14 protein-coding genes and 11 tRNA genes are annotated in these 13,651 nt (G+C 50.5%); 2 read left to right on the top strand and 23 right to left on the bottom strand.

Going from position 1 to position 13,651, the window contains the following annotated elements:
• From FJ147_11105 to rlmB, 6 genes are all read right to left on the bottom strand, one after another.
• On the bottom strand, positions 1–114 hold a 114-nt coding region (locus FJ147_11105), incomplete at its 3' end, for a hypothetical protein (protein MBM4256426.1).
• Between the two features lie 64 nt (positions 115–178).
• Positions 179–251: transfer RNA gene (locus FJ147_11100), tRNA-Thr, on the bottom strand.
• 72 nt (positions 252–323) lie between these two features.
• Positions 324–397, bottom strand: a tRNA-Gly gene (locus tag FJ147_11095).
• A gap of 46 nt (positions 398–443) precedes the next feature.
• Positions 444–526 (bottom strand) — tRNA-Tyr (locus FJ147_11090).
• 32 nt (positions 527–558) lie between these two features.
• Positions 559–631: transfer RNA gene (locus FJ147_11085), tRNA-Thr, on the bottom strand.
• Positions 632–890: 259 nt separating this feature from the next.
• A complete protein-coding gene (gene rlmB, locus FJ147_11080) occupies positions 891–1,673 on the bottom strand; it encodes a 23S rRNA (guanosine(2251)-2'-O)-methyltransferase RlmB (GenBank protein ID MBM4256425.1) in 783 nt (260 codons plus the stop codon).
• Here rlmB and lptF point away from each other — a divergent pair.
• Both lptF and lptG read left to right on the top strand, forming a co-directional pair.
• A complete protein-coding gene (gene lptF / locus FJ147_11075; GenBank protein MBM4256424.1) occupies positions 1,672–2,781 on the top strand; it encodes an LPS export ABC transporter permease LptF in 1,110 nt (369 codons plus the stop codon). The two genes, rlmB and lptF, sit on opposite strands and share 2 nt — an antisense overlap.
• Positions 2,782–2,859: 78 nt before the next feature.
• Positions 2,860–3,951 carry an LPS export ABC transporter permease LptG gene (lptG, locus tag FJ147_11070; GenBank protein ID MBM4256423.1) on the top strand — a complete coding sequence of 364 codons (1,092 nt, stop codon included), beginning with the start codon at positions 2,860–2,862 and terminating at the stop codon, positions 3,949–3,951.
• 17 nt (positions 3,952–3,968) lie between these two features.
• On the opposite strand, the gene rpsI is transcribed toward lptG, so the two are convergent.
• The 17 genes from rpsI to iscU all read right to left on the bottom strand — a co-directional run bounded on the left by rpsI (position 3,969) and on the right by iscU (position 13,550).
• The gene (gene rpsI, locus FJ147_11065; protein MBM4256422.1) at positions 3,969–4,367 is read right to left on the bottom strand and encodes a 30S ribosomal protein S9; all 399 of its coding nucleotides are present in this window, start codon (positions 4,365–4,367) and stop codon (positions 3,969–3,971) included.
• 3 nt (positions 4,368–4,370) lie between these two features.
• Entirely contained in the window at positions 4,371–4,817 is a 447-nt protein-coding gene (gene rplM, locus FJ147_11060) for a 50S ribosomal protein L13 (protein ID MBM4256421.1), read from the bottom strand.
• A gap of 29 nt (positions 4,818–4,846) precedes the next feature.
• Positions 4,847–4,923: transfer RNA gene (locus FJ147_11055), tRNA-Asp, on the bottom strand.
• Positions 4,924–4,927: 4 nt separating this feature from the next.
• A tRNA-Val gene (locus tag FJ147_11050) sits at positions 4,928–4,999 on the bottom strand.
• Between the two features lie 104 nt (positions 5,000–5,103).
• Positions 5,104–7,557, bottom strand: coding sequence for an endopeptidase La (locus FJ147_11045; protein MBM4256420.1), 2,454 nt, complete (start codon positions 7,555–7,557; stop codon positions 5,104–5,106).
• 39 nt (positions 7,558–7,596) lie between these two features.
• Positions 7,597–8,853, bottom strand: coding sequence for an ATP-dependent Clp protease ATP-binding subunit ClpX (gene clpX / locus FJ147_11040; protein ID MBM4256419.1), 1,257 nt, complete (start codon positions 8,851–8,853; stop codon positions 7,597–7,599).
• A 12-nt stretch (positions 8,854–8,865) separates the two neighbouring features.
• Complete coding sequence (gene clpP, locus FJ147_11035; protein ID MBM4256418.1) at positions 8,866–9,459, bottom strand: ATP-dependent Clp endopeptidase proteolytic subunit ClpP; 594 nt, start codon at positions 9,457–9,459, stop codon at positions 8,866–8,868.
• Between the two features lie 20 nt (positions 9,460–9,479).
• Positions 9,480–10,808 (bottom strand): trigger factor, encoded by a 1,329-nt coding sequence (gene tig, locus FJ147_11030; protein ID MBM4256417.1) that lies wholly within the window; start codon positions 10,806–10,808, stop codon positions 9,480–9,482.
• A gap of 88 nt (positions 10,809–10,896) precedes the next feature.
• Positions 10,897–10,982: transfer RNA gene (locus FJ147_11025), tRNA-Leu, on the bottom strand.
• Between the two features lie 8 nt (positions 10,983–10,990).
• A tRNA-Lys gene (locus FJ147_11020) sits at positions 10,991–11,063 on the bottom strand.
• 139 nt (positions 11,064–11,202) lie between these two features.
• Positions 11,203–11,275 (bottom strand) — tRNA-His (locus FJ147_11015).
• Positions 11,276–11,289: 14 nt separating this feature from the next.
• Positions 11,290–11,363, bottom strand: a tRNA-Arg gene (locus tag FJ147_11010).
• 67 nt (positions 11,364–11,430) lie between these two features.
• Positions 11,431–11,504 (bottom strand) — tRNA-Pro (locus FJ147_11005).
• Between the two features lie 118 nt (positions 11,505–11,622).
• Positions 11,623–12,231, bottom strand: coding sequence for an Rrf2 family transcriptional regulator (locus FJ147_11000; protein ID MBM4256416.1), 609 nt, complete (start codon positions 12,229–12,231; stop codon positions 11,623–11,625).
• A 7-nt stretch (positions 12,232–12,238) separates the two neighbouring features.
• Complete coding sequence (locus FJ147_10995; protein MBM4256415.1) at positions 12,239–12,550, bottom strand: DUF59 domain-containing protein; 312 nt, start codon at positions 12,548–12,550, stop codon at positions 12,239–12,241.
• A gap of 23 nt (positions 12,551–12,573) precedes the next feature.
• The gene (locus tag FJ147_10990) at positions 12,574–13,110 is read right to left on the bottom strand and encodes an NADH-quinone oxidoreductase subunit B (GenBank protein MBM4256414.1); all 537 of its coding nucleotides are present in this window, start codon (positions 13,108–13,110) and stop codon (positions 12,574–12,576) included.
• 38 nt (positions 13,111–13,148) lie between these two features.
• Positions 13,149–13,550 (bottom strand): Fe-S cluster assembly scaffold IscU, encoded by a 402-nt coding sequence (iscU, locus tag FJ147_10985; protein MBM4256413.1) that lies wholly within the window; start codon positions 13,548–13,550, stop codon positions 13,149–13,151.
• Positions 13,551–13,651 lie beyond the last annotated feature (101 nt).

Raw genomic sequence — 13,651 nt, 5'->3', positions numbered from 1 at the left:
GTCCGCTAACACCTTCGTTATCGCCGCCGTCAACGTCGTCTTCCCATGATCAATATGCCCTATCGTCCCCACATTCACATGCGGCTTCGTCCGCTCAAACCGCGCCTTACCCATCGCTTCACTCCTCGTTGTTAGTTAGGGTTAAAAGGGCTTTTGCTCCAAAGGTCAGGGAGAACGAAGCCCAGGAGCGGGATCGAACCGCCGACCTCGTCCTTACCAAGGACGTGCTCTGCCGACTGAGCTACCTGGGCAATAGCAAAACGGACCCCCATTTCTGACATTTTACTCCCGACAGAGTAACTCACGCAAAAACTTCATTAAAAAGCGGGAAACGGGATTCGAACCCGCGACCCCAAGCTTGGAAGGCTTGCGCTCTAGCCAGCTGAGCTATTCCCGCGTCACTGTCTTCAGTTACCCACTTATTTCATTCACCGTTTTCATTATGGAGAGAGGAGGATTCGAACCTCCGAAGGCGTACGCCGGCAGATTTACAGTCTGCTCCCTTTGGCCACTCGGGAATCTCTCCATATCTTGTTTTACATTGCCATGACTGAAACAAGCTGACGATAGGACTTGAACCTACAACCTACTGATTACAAATCAGTTGCTCTACCGATTGAGCTACGCCAGCAACTATTCGGCCCCTGCAAGACGCACTGCAGGGTTCTCGTAGCCCTAGAAGAGAAATACGACAGGCGAGACCATGTTTTACGTTTCATAAATTTTAGGAGTCGTAAAACTTATCGATTCACTATGCACAAGTCAAGAGCAGGAGACAAAGACCGTGCCGAACGGTGCGTCAGCAAACCGCAGCGTTGGTAAAAATCAGTACGCTCCTATTCCCTCTCACCGCAACAACATTCTTCATCGTGGCTAACGAAGCCGTCAGCTCACTTCTCAGGTGTACGATTCTTACCGCCTCTTTGTGGTATCCTACGCCGGAGGAACTCGTATAGCGCAATCGCACCAGCAGCAGAAACATTCAGCGACTCAACCTGGCCCAGCATAGGAAGAGAGACCGTACAGTCACACATTTGTCGCGTTAACTGACGGAGTCCCTTCTCTTCTCCACCAAGGACAAGGGCAATTTTATGAGAGAGCTGAAGCTCATAGAGTGATTGCTGTGCATCTTGGACCAATCCGACAATCCAATACCCCCGCTCGCGAATCGTGGATAACGCACGGGCGAGATTTTCGACCCGAGTGATAGGCAAATACGCCGTTGCTCCAGTCGCCGTTTTTTCAGCAACTGCAGATAATGGTGCCGAGCGCGATTCCGTAATAACCACTCCAGCAACACCTGCGCCTTCTGCGGTGCGTAAGAGAGCGCCAAGATTACGTGGGTCGACAAGCCCATCGAGCACCAGGAGCAACTCTCCTTCCTGCGCAAGGAGGTCGGGGAGCAATACGTATGGAAATGGTTGCAGACGAGCAGCGGCTCCCTGATGCACTCCCCCATTGGTGAAATCCTCGAAAAACGCTGGGGTCTCATAACGGACCGGGACATGCGCTTGGCGAGCAAGCGCCTCAAGTGCTGACCCCTTAAGCGATGGGAGTAAGTACAGTTCAAGAACGTGCTGAGGGCGCGCACGCAAATGTTCACGGATAGGATGCCAACCATACAGTCGTCGCGATTTACAATCTTTTTCTTTTTTCCTAGGATGCGGATGCATGGGCAAAATTTTATGTCGCTATATCTATCGAGAACTTGCGACTCCTTTCTTTTTTGCTCTGCTCATTTTCACGATTATCTTATTTACCGTCCGCATCCTCAAGCTCGTTGAGCTCGTCGTCAACCGTGGTGTCCCGCTCGAACAGTTACTCGCTATTTTTCTCTATATTCTGCCTGCGTTCTTTGAAGTGACAGTGCCCATGTCGCTCCTTCTTGCCCTCCTGTGGAGTTTTGGCCGGTTGTCTTCGGATCGAGAGATTGTGGCGCTCAAAAGTTGCGGCATTAGCTTTCTGCAAATGGCGGTTCCTGTCGCTGTCGCCACACTGCTAGTGTTGTGTGGAACGTTTTTCCTTACTTTATATGCACGCCCATGGAGCAACGCGGCATTGCGAGGGGTGATCTACGAGGTCACGAAAACACGCGCAACTGCTGGCTTGAAGGAAAAAACCTTCAATGATGAGTTCGCTGGCGTCGTTGTCTACACTGATGAGATTCACCCACCAGGAACGTTGTTACAAGGGGTCATGATCGCCGATAATCGGAGTGCCCAAAAACAGAATACGATCTTCGCTCGCCAAGGGCTGGTTGTAGTGAATGAAGACAATCAGTTACTCACTCTGCGGTTGTTCGATGGCACAGTCCATAGTACGGAAGTATCGCGCAAAGGGTATCAGACCACTCACTTTTCTACCTATGATTTAACGCTCAACCTGGCCGCGGCGCTTACGGAGATGACGCAAGCAACTGCCGCACCGCAAGAGCTCTCGCTTCGTACCCTACAATTTGTGATCAATGAAAAACAACAGAATGGGGAGCGTGTCAACGCGGAATTGTCCGAATGGCATCGCCGATTCTCTTTGCCCTTCTCTTGTGTCGTGTTTGCGCTGCTTGCTCTTCCCCTTGCTATTCGTCCGGCATGGGGGTTTCGCTCACATGGGTTTGCCATTAGTATTGCCATCATTGTCGCATACTATGTTCTCCTTACGGTAGGAGAAACGCTCGGCAAGAAAGGTTCTCTGCCACCAGCACTTGCACTATGGCTGCCGAATTTGGTACTCGGCACCGTAGGGATTATGCTGTTCTTGCGAACTGCACAGGAAAAACGTTGACGCCCCGCTGGGTGTGGAACGTTCCCCTCCTTCATTCGTTGTTTGAGAAACAATATAGTCATGCGGTGATGATTTGCTATGTCGTTTGCGAATGCCTCTTCTTTTCGGATTATTCCACTGTACCTGAGCAGAGAGTTTCTCCGCACCTTCTGTTTATGCCTGCTCTTTCTGTGGACGCTCGCACTTCTGATCGACTTCTTTGACCGCCTGGACGACTTCATCCGTCAAGACGCTAGCATCTTTTCTGTTCTTCGTTACTTTTTTTTCAAAGCACCGTTGTTCGTTTCGCAGATGGCACCAGCCGCAGCCCTCACGGGTTCCCTCTTGAGCCTGAGCCTGCTCTCTCGGAGTCGCGAATTACTGGCATTAAAGGCATGCGGAGTGAGCACAGTGCAAATTGCGCGCCCGTTGCTCTCTGTCGCAGGAATATTAAGTGTCGCGATCTGGGGCTGGAATGAAGTCATTGTTCCGCCCGCATTTCATAAAGCACGGGTGATTAATTCTGAAGAGATCAAAAAGAAACCATTTAAAGGATTCTTTGACGAACGCGGCTTTTGGTATCACGGCGAGAGAGTCTTTTATCATATCGAGCATTTTGACCTGCACGATAAATCTCTTTCAGGTTTGACTATCTATCAGCTTGATGATCAGTTTCAGGTCCGATCTTTAGCCGAGGTCTCACGCGCAGTGTGGAAGGACGGAAAGTGGAACTGTGAGAACTTCCAAGAACGATCCTTCTCTAACGTTCAACCTATCGCGGGTCAGCTCTGTCATTCGCTCTTGCGCGAGACACCAGATGACTTTGCAATTGTTGCATTAGAGGCGGAAGAATTCTCCTCTCAACAACTCCGGCAATACATTCTCGATTTACAAAGAAAGGGATTGGATACCACAGAATATCAAGTAGACCTCTACTTGAAGGGGGCACTACCCATCGCCACGCTCACGATGACCCTTTTGGGGCTGTCTCTCGCAGTTCCTGGAGCAAAACAGCTGACGCTGACAACCTCACTGGGGCTTGCACTGGTGATAGGCTTTAGTTACTGGGTGCTTCTTGCACTCTCGGTATCTCTTGGTCACAGTGGCGCGTTATCACCATTTCTTTCAGCCTGGATAGCGAACAGCGCCACGTGTCTGGTGGGAGTGTTTTTTCTACTTGGTGTCGACTGACCCGCTCGCAGAGAACCTTACCGTTTTGAGTATTGTGGCCGTTTTCGCGCTTTATGTTTCCCGTATTTCTTACGTTCCACTTCGCGTGAATCGCGGGTAATATAGCCAGCCTTCTTTAGTGGCGAACGAAAATCTGGGTTCGCCTTAAGCAATGCACGGGTCACACCGTGACGGATCGCAGAGGCTTGGGCAGAGTTACCGCCACCTTGTACATTGGCGATCAAATCATATTGACCTTCTGTTTGTGTCACGGCAAAAGGCTGTTGCACAATCATTTGGCCAGTTTCTCTGCCAAAATACGATGAAAGGGGTTGTTGGTTGACCTCGTAGTTTCCGTTGCCACTAAAAAGCCGCACCCGTGCAACCGCCGTTTTCCGCTTCCCTGTACCCCAGTACTCTGTTCTTCTTTCAGCCATACCCTATTCCCCGACGTTTAACTCCATTGGTTGCTGTGCGCGATGCGGATGCTCTGATCCAGCATACACTTTCAGTTTGGTTGCCATACTCCGTCCAAGGCGTGTCTTGGGCAGCATACCTTCGACCGCCAAGCGCACCACCTCTTCAGGCTTCGACGCCAACATCTGCCCGGCGGACGTTGAACGGATACCACCAGGATATTCTGTGTGGCGGTAATAGATTTTGTCTTGCAACTTATTCCCGGTAAAGCGAATTTGGCGGGCATTGATCACAACCACAAAATCCCCGCAATCAAGATGGGGAGAAAAGGCTGGGTTATTCTTCCCCCGTAACGCTGCAGCAACAACGGTAGCAAGGCGACCAACGGTCTTGCCCGCAGCATCGACGATGTGCCATCGTCGAGCATCGAGTAACGTGCCTCTTGAGATTGTTTTTGTCTCCTTCTTCATTTCATCACTCTCTGTTCATCTAAAAAGGGTGGCGGGGCCGACGAGACTCGAACTCGCGACCTCCGGCGTGACAGGCCGGCGTTCTAACCAGCTGAACTACGACCCCACCATGGGCGGTATCCGGTTCGAACGGATGGCCCTCGGCTTGTAAGGCCGATGCTCTTCCGCTGAGCTAACCGCCCTTGAGCAAAGGCTACACAGGAGATTGACGGGGGCATGCTTTCCTTCTTCGCGACCGGAGGCGAGAGCAGTAACACTCAAAAATCTTCCCGTCAATCCCCTGTAGTTAGTGAGTCACAATTTCTGAAGATGAAGGCGGGACCGCTGTCTCAGGAGGGTATATCGCTTGAGCGAGATCTGCTTCGCGACGAACCAAGAAACTGTTCGGATCATCAAGGAGGAGGGCTTTACGCAAGACCTCATCTACATGAGAGACTGGTTCTACTTGTATCGCTTTGAGAACTTCAGCAGGAATTTCTTGCAGATCTTTTACATTCTCTTCAGGGAATAGGACCTTTTTGATCCCCGCACGGTGAGCAGCAAGGACCTTCTCCTTGAGTCCGCCGATGGGCAGGACTCTGCCACGGAGTGTGATCTCTCCAGTCATCGCAATATCATGACGTACCAAGGTCCCTGTGAGCGCAGATACGAGCGACGTGGCAATCGTCACTCCAGCTGATGGTCCATCCTTCGGAATTGCTCCTTCAGGAATATGTAGGTGGATGTCGATTTTCTGGTAAAAGTCTTTGTCTAAACCAAGCTCTTCCGCACGAGAACGAACATAACTCATTGCCGCCTGCGCCGACTCCTGCATTACCTCGCCGATCTTGCCTGTCACTGTGAGCTTGCCTTTACCCGGAACAACTGTCACTTCAGTGGCAAGAATTTCACCACCCATATCGGTCCACGCTAGACCAGTCACAACTCCCACTTTGTCTTCTTGTTCCGCTTTACTGACTCGGAACTTTGCAGGACCAAGGAACTTCGCCAGGTTCTTCGTCGTCAGACGGACACGTGCATTACGGTCTTTCTTAACAATTTCAACCGCTACTTTTCGACACAGCGTACCAATTTCGCGCTCCAGACTACGTACGCCAGACTCTCTGGTATACGAACGGATTACGGCAAGGAGGACACTGTCTGGGCAGTCGATATTTTGCTCACTGAGACCGTTCGTTTCTCGCTGTTTCTTGAGCAGATATTTTTTGGCAATATGGAGCTTTTCCCATTCGGTGTATCCAGGGATACGGATAATCTCCATACGATCTTGCAGTGGCCGTGGGATACGCTCCAACGCATTTGCTGTACAGATGAACATCACTTTGGAGAGGTCGTAATCAACATCCAAGTAGTGATCGTTAAAAGCGGTGTTCTGTTCGGGATCGAGTACTTCCATCAACGCCGCCGAGGGATCACCACGAAAATCGGTGGACATCTTGTCTATCTCATCAAGCAGAAAGACAGGGTTTCCAGAGCCGGCTTTTTTCATGCCGTGAATGACTTTTCCTGGCATCGCACCGATGTAGGTTCGTCGATGGCCACGAATCTCAGCTTCATCTCGTACTCCGCCGAGGGACACACGAATGAATTTCCTGCCGGTGGCACGTGCGATCGATTTCCCAAGCGAGGTCTTTCCAACTCCCGGAGGACCAACAAAGCAGAGAATCGGCCCACGTAATTGGCCAACCAGGCTTTGAACTGCAAGGTACTCCAAGATACGTTCTTTGACTTTTTCTAACCCATAGTGATCTTCATCGAGGACTTTTTCTGCATCCTGGATATCAAGTCGATCCTCGGTGTAGTCATACCACGGCAGAGAAAGGAGAGAATCTATATAGTTTCGCACTACCGTCGCTTCAGCGGACATGGGCGACATTGATTTCAGCTTTTTGAGTTCCTTCTCGACCTTGTCTCGGGCTTCGGCGGACATCTTCTTCTGTCGGATCTTTTCCTCAAGTTCTTGGATCTCGTTCTTGAATTCGTCTTTCTCACCAAGTTCTTTCTGGATCGCTCGCATCTGCTCGTTGAGATAGTACTCTTTCTGCGACTTTTCCATTTGCTTCTTGACCCGACTACGGATTCGTCGCTCAACTTCGAGAATTTCAATCTCCGACCGCATATGACCAAGCACTTTTTCTAAGCGTTCGGCTGGATCGATCGTTTCGAGGAGTACTTGTTTATCTTCAAGCTTGACACCCAGATGAGCAATGATCGTGTCCGCTAAGCGAGAGGGGTCGTCGATAGCCGCAACCGACATGATCATTTCAGGTGGGATTTTCTTATTGAGCCGAACGTAATTCTCAAATGTTGAATTGACCGTTCGAGTCAACGCATCAATGTCGGAGCCGCGGTTGTGCGCTTCCTCAATCTCTTCAGCTTCAATCCAGAAGAGATCGTTCTGGTCAAGATGGCGAAGAATTCGTCCACGCTTTTTTCCCTCGACTAGCACTTTGACAGTGCCATCAGGAAGGCGCAGCAGTTGGACAACATTACCAATCGTACCGACTTGGTACATGTCGTCTGGGATTGGATCATTGACCTTCGCATCTTTCTGCGTAGCGAGAAAAACCAACCGCTTGTTAGCAACAGCTTCTTCAAGTGCTTTGATGGACTTTTGGCGTCCAACAAAGAGCGGTACCACCATATGCGGAAAAACTATGATATCTCGTAACGGTAAAAGTGGCAGGCGCACACTTCCTCCTCTTTCGCGGGTATCTTTTTTGTCATTGCGGAACAACATAACCGCTTGCTCCCCCTACAAATGGCGCATGTGCTTTCCCTACGCGCTTTCAGCGGCAGCTTTCTGATAGAGTACGATCGGTTGCGCGTTGCGCGAAACCACCTCTTCCGAAATGAGGACTTCCTTAATGTTCGGCTGAGAAGGAATATCGTACATCACATCAAGCATTATGTTTTCCATGATCGCTCGGAGTCCGCGTGCTCCGGATTTCCGCTTGAGGGCTTCTCGCGCGATGGCCGCTAACGCCCCTTCGGTGAAACGTAAGTGCACGTTCTCCATGTCAAAAAGCTTTTGGTATTGACGAACGAGAGCATTCTTCGGTTCGCGCAAGATGCGGACGAGCGCTTGTTCATCAAGTTCTTCGAGGGTTGCTAGCACTGGAAGGCGGCCAACGAATTCCGGGATCATCCCAAACTTGAGAAGATCTTCGGGTTGGACTTCTGCCAGCAGTGCGCTTGAACTTTTGTCGGCTGCCCCCTTCACGTCTGCCCCAAATCCAAGGCTCTTTCCACCAATCCTGCGACGAATGATGTCATCGAGCCCTACAAATGCTCCACCACAAATAAATAAGATATTCGTCGTATCGACTTGAACGAATTCTTGTTGCGGATGCTTACGTCCTCCTTTCGGAGGGACACTCGCAACCGTTCCTTCAATAATCTTTAATAGCGCCTGCTGCACCCCTTCGCCAGAGACATCACGCGTGATAGACGGATTGTCTCCCTTACGGGCAACCTTGTCGATTTCGTCGATGTAGACGATGCCTTTTTGGCACTTCTCGACATCGTAATCAGCGTTCTGCAATAGGCTGAGAATGATGTTTTCAACATCTTCACCAACATACCCAGCTTCCGTCAAACTGGTAGCATCACCAATAGTAAAAGGCACTTGTAGAAATCTGGCGAGCGTTTGGGCGAGAAGGGTTTTCCCTGATCCGGTCGGACCAATGAGAAGGATGTTGGACTTTTGCAAATCGACATCGCTCGTAACCATCTGCGAGTCGACCCGCTTGTAATGGTTGTGGACAGCAACGGCGAGAATCTTCTTGGCGCGCTCTTGGCCAATGACATATTGGTCAAGGACACGTTTAATTTCTGCCGGTTTCGGCACAGCTGATACTGAAGAAAAAGAATCTTCTTGATCGCCTTCTTCAGCAATGATGTCATTACAGAGATCAATACATTCATCACAGATGTACACCGTCGGGCCTGCAATGAGTTTGCGGACTTCGTCTTGGCTCTTGCCACAGAATGAGCAGACTAAGTTGCCCGGACGATCATCACCATGTCTCGCCATATCGGCTCCTCGTCATTTTTTCACTAACCGACTTGCCACCACTTCGTCAATGATGCCGTATTCCTGCGCTTGTTGACTGGTAAAAAACGAATCCCTATCGGTATCTCGTTCGATTCGCTTACTATTCTGCCCAGTATGCTTCGTCAGGATCTGATTCATTTGTTCGCGCAGTCGTAGGATCTCTTTTGCTTGAATATCAATATCGGTTGCTTGCCCTTGCGCTCCACCTAATGGCTGATGCACCATGATGCGCGCATGAGGTAATGCATACCGTTTCCCTTTCGCTCCCGCGGCAAGAAGCCAAGCCGCCATACTTGCTGCTTGTCCAAGACACAATGTAGAGACATCGGGTCTGATGTACTGCATCGTGTCATAGATCGCGAGCCCCGCTGTGACTGAACCTCCGGGAGAATTGATGTAGAAGTGCACGTCCTTCTCAGGATCTTCAGCCTCAAGAAAGAGTAGTTGTGCAGTAATGAGGTTGGCCACATCGTCAGTCACCGCTGATCCCAAAAAGAGGATGCGGTCTTTGAGTAAGCGAGAGAAGATGTCGTAAGCACGCTCTCCTCTTCCTGTCTGTTCAACAACGATGGGCACGAGGTTCATAAACAATATCTTGTCCGATCTTAATCTTTTTCCTCTATAGCAGCAACGTCTCCTTCAACAATCTTTACCGCGGCTTTCTCGACGACGAATCGTAATGCTTTGTCATGCAATAAGCGGTTACGCAAGAGCCGTTTATTTTCCTCTTTTGCGTAATAGGCATCGACTTGCCCTTGCCGCTCGACACCAACGGAGGCAGTCACTTCAGCAATTTGCTGCTGGATTTCTTCGTCAGAGACTGCCAAATTTACTTGCTTCGCGAGCGCATCAAGTAAAAAAATCGACTGCACTTGTTTTCGCGCCTGCTTGAAGAATTCTTCTCGTATATTATCTGGTATCCCTGCCTCATTGATAGAGCCATCGGCATTTGGTCGCACAACTCGAGTTTCCACTAACATACGCCGCATCTGCTCTCGTACCAAACTTGGCGGGACTTCGAAGGTATTCGTTTCTAAGAGTCGAGTGATGAGAGCATCTTGCATTTGATTCTCAGACCGTTGATCTGCCGCCTTCTGGAGGTTCTGACGAACTTTCTCGCGCAATTCGTCCAGCGTATCACACTCACCATGGTCCTTGGCAAATTCGTCGTCGAGTGCAGGAACTTCTTTCCGCGCCAAGTCGTTAATTGTTACACGAAACGCAACAATCCGCTCCGTCGTGGGAGATTCTGCGGCTGGTTCATCCCCTCGCTGTGGCATCGGTAGGGAAAATTGCAACGTCTCTCCTTTTTGTGCACCGATCAGACGTTCTTGAAATCCGGGAAAGATGGCATCTTTGCCAGTCTCAACTAATCGGCCATTCCCTTGTAACCCAGCCAGTGGACGCCCGCCCAAGGATGCCGAGTAATCAATTGTGACCACGTCTCCATTCTCGACTCGATCACGATCTGTAAGAGGGTGGAGTTGCGCAAAGTTCTCGGTCAAGCGAGTAAGAGTATTGTTCACTTCTTCTTCGGCAACTTTGCTGGTGTGTTTCTCGACATCTAGTCCTTCGTAGTTTGCCACCGTAACTTCCGGGCGAACCTCAACCGTCGCTGAATAGCGAAAGGGCTGGCCAGGAGTGAGCTTTTCCGTCACTAATTGCGGGTCCGTCACAACCTGTAAAGAATGTTCCTGCAATGCTTGCCAGTAAGTTTCCTCTACCAGATAGGAACTCACTTCAGCGGCGACCTGCTCTCCATACTGACGTTCGAGTACTGAGCGAGGTACTTTTCCAGCGCGAAACCCCTTCACTTGCGCGCTGCGCTGGAAAGTGCGGTAAGTTTTTTCCAGTTCCTCCTGGACACGCTCAGAAGGGACTTCGATGTTGATTTTTTTCTGTACGGGGCTGAGAGATTCGATGAGTGCTTTCATAATAAACACAGGCAGGCAAATAACGAATTGCTAACGATAGGAGCCAGCGTGAGTGTCCGCGCTGCCCAGGCGTTGCTTCCATAACCAGTGCGAGAGGGGGGACTTGAACCCCCATCCGCGATTAAGCGGGCTAGATCCTAAGTCTAGTGCGTCTGCCAATTCCGCCACTCTCGCGTTGCTAATGGGCCGCCGGAGATTCGAACTCCGGACCCGCTGATTAAGAGTCAGCTGCTCTACCAACTGAGCTAGCGGCCCATACACAAATCCTCAGCGATCAGTTTTCAGCAGTCAGCTTTGGAAAGGACAGTAAAGAACATAGGCCTGATAATTTCCTTGGCCTCAATCTTGATCTTCCACAGCTGATAGCTGACAGCTAATAGCTGAGAGCTAAAAGGGTGAGTGAAGGGCCTCGAACCCTCGACCCCCAGGGCCACAACCTGGTGCTCTACCAACTGAGCTACACCCACCATAATTTCCTACACGCGCCAGAAGGGATTCGAACCCCTGACCCACGGCTTAGAAGGCCGTTGCTCTATCCACCTGAGCTACTGGCGCCTAGCCAGCAGAGAGTCAGGAACAACGCAGCAGAAGAAGCCGTTTGCCTCCCGGTCTCGCTGTGCAATCGGGGCGACTGGATTTGAACCAGCGACCCCCTGCGCCCAAGGCAGGTGCGCTACCAGGCTGCGCTACGCCCCGATCTGTTGCTTGCGAAACTCGATTAACAAACCCAACTAGAGAGCGCAAGGAGGATGCGGTCAACGAACATGAACCAGTGCCGTTGACAATACAATGAATAATGATCGCTTGATGAGGGTTAATGTGAATTTACTGCGGAAGCGACCTGGGGATGCATCGTTGTCGCAGTGTTCCAAGGGCGCCGCCGTTCCCACAACGCTAGCTCTTCACGCAGCCCAGATCGATGGGCAATTTGCTGCAGCGAAATCCCGGCTAAATAATTTCCCAGAATCCGTTGAGCTTCGTACCAAATTGAAATCTGACTACACACGGAACAATAACGGCAAGCGCGCTCTTTCTCTTCGAGACAACCCATGAGCGTTAAGGGGCCTTCAAGGCACTCATATACTTCTTTCAGGTTAATCTCTCCTGCCGAACGTTTCAGCGTGAAGCCTCCACGCGCACCCATATAGGACTGGACAAAGCCTCCACTCTCCAAACGCTTCATGATTTTGGAAAGAAAATGAGCCGGGATATCTTGTTTGGTCTGAATCTCACGGCGTGACACCGTAGCCCCTGGTGCCTGTGCCGCAAGATACGACAACGCCCGTAACGCATAATCAACGCGCTTGCCGATATTCATCAGCGAGCTACGTTCAATCGGACGGTCCTGGCTGTTTTTGACGCGTGTTCTCACGTGCACCACTGGCTCGTGAGAACTCTGAGTCATTTCTTTTGGTGCCTTCATTGCTAAACTATTCGTCCTCTGGCATCCCGAGCATCTTCTTGGCCTCGATACTCATCATACTCGGTTCCCACGGTGGTTCCCACACAAGCTCAATCTTGGCCTCTTCGACGTTATCCATTTCCATCAACTTTTGCTCGGCCTCGGCAGTCATGTACTGCCCCATGCCGCAACCACGTGCAGTGAGGGTCATTTTAATATCGATCTTTTTTTCGTCGATCACTTGAACATCGTACACAAGCCCAAGATCGACAATGTTCACCGGAATCTCCGGGTCGTAGCAGGTGCGCAACACTTCGTAGACTTCTTCTTGCGTTGGCATGCGATCTCTCTTTTCTTCCGGAGCTAGAGCTGTGCTCCACGAACAATTTGTTTCTGAGTCTGAATCTTACGTTGTAATGCCATCAAGGCATCAAGGACGTTCTCTGGGCGCGGTGGACAACCAGGAACGTACACGTCAACCGGAATGATACGGTCGATACCAGCTACGGTGGTGTAGTTGTCGTAGAAGCCACCTGTCGATGCACATGCCCCAAAAGCCATGACCCACTTTGGCTCGCTCATTTGCTCATACACACGTTTCAAAATGGGCGCCTGACGACAAGTCACTGTCCCAATCACCATCAGAAGATCTGCTTGGCGAGGACTGAAGCGTGGGAGTAGTGCGCCAAAGCGATCGATGTCGTAGGGCGTCAGGGACAATGCCATGAATTCCATCGCACAGCACGCGGTAGCAAATGGATAAGGAAACAACGAATACTTTCGCGCCCACCCAATCACTTTATCGAGCTGGGTCACAACGACAGTATCCGCAATCAATGCCTCTTCGCCACCTTGAGTTCGGGTCACTGGAGTAGGGGTAACTGTTTTCAGGCTCGCCATCGAGCTGTCCTTTCTTTCGTCGACTGCAGGGCAATTCCTTATGCAGCTTTTTCATCTTTCTTGGTGCGGTCTCGCCAATCTTCTACCGCTGCTTTAATCGCATCTTCTGCCAGCACTGAGCAGTGGATCTTCACTGGTGGAAGCGACAATTCTTTCGCAATCTCGGCATTTTTAATCGAGTATGCTTCAGCAACGGTCTTCCCTTTCACGAGTTCAGTCACGTAACTCGAAGAAGCAATCGCCGATCCGCAACCAAAAGTCTTGAAGCGCGCGTCTTCGATGACCTCAGTCTCTGGATTAATCTTCAGTTGTAACTTCATGACGTCCCCACACTCGGGGGCACCAACAACACCAGTACCGACGTTCTCTTCCTCTTTTTTGAAGCTGCCTACATTCTTCGGGCGCTCATAGTGCTCAAGCACTTTGTCGGTATAAGCCATACGCTACTCCTTTCAGCAATTACGCCAACACCCAGAACAACGCAATATCGAGTTTGTTTATCGGTCCTAAAATAGACTTATAAAGTCCACTTTGTCAATTA

It is taken from the genome of Deltaproteobacteria bacterium (genome assembly GCA_016874775.1).
Taxonomy (GTDB): domain Bacteria; phylum Desulfobacterota; class Binatia; order Bin18; family Bin18; genus VGTJ01.
The sequence above is the reverse complement of the archived record's forward strand: the minus strand, read 5'-3'. Positions and strand labels throughout refer to the sequence as shown.

Bases quoted from the DNA above. Each gene is read 5' to 3' on its own strand.
- clpP (MBM4256418.1), bottom strand. From the start codon at position 9,459: ATGAACCTCGTGCCCATCGTTGTTGAACAGACAGGAAGAGGAGAGCGT.
- FJ147_11000 (MBM4256416.1), bottom strand. From the start codon at position 12,231: ATGAAGGCACCAAAAGAAATGACTCAGAGTTCTCACGAGCCAGTGGTG.
- FJ147_10990 (MBM4256414.1), bottom strand. From the start codon at position 13,110: ATGGCGAGCCTGAAAACAGTTACCCCTACTCCAGTGACCCGAACTCAA.
- tig (MBM4256417.1), bottom strand. From the start codon at position 10,808: ATGAAAGCACTCATCGAATCTCTCAGCCCCGTACAGAAAAAAATCAAC.
- rlmB (MBM4256425.1), bottom strand. From the start codon at position 1,673: ATGCATCCGCATCCTAGGAAAAAAGAAAAAGATTGTAAATCGCGACGA.
- lptF (MBM4256424.1), top strand. From the start codon at position 1,672: ATGGGCAAAATTTTATGTCGCTATATCTATCGAGAACTTGCGACTCCT.
- iscU (MBM4256413.1), bottom strand. From the start codon at position 13,550: ATGGCTTATACCGACAAAGTGCTTGAGCACTATGAGCGCCCGAAGAAT.
- lptG (MBM4256423.1), top strand. From the start codon at position 2,860: ATGTCGTTTGCGAATGCCTCTTCTTTTCGGATTATTCCACTGTACCTG.
- rpsI (MBM4256422.1), bottom strand. From the start codon at position 4,367: ATGGCTGAAAGAAGAACAGAGTACTGGGGTACAGGGAAGCGGAAAACG.
- rplM (MBM4256421.1), bottom strand. From the start codon at position 4,817: ATGAAGAAGGAGACAAAAACAATCTCAAGAGGCACGTTACTCGATGCT.
- clpX (MBM4256419.1), bottom strand. From the start codon at position 8,853: ATGGCGAGACATGGTGATGATCGTCCGGGCAACTTAGTCTGCTCATTC.
- FJ147_10995 (MBM4256415.1), bottom strand. From the start codon at position 12,550: ATGCCAACGCAAGAAGAAGTCTACGAAGTGTTGCGCACCTGCTACGAC.
- FJ147_11045 (MBM4256420.1), bottom strand. From the start codon at position 7,557: ATGTTGTTCCGCAATGACAAAAAAGATACCCGCGAAAGAGGAGGAAGT.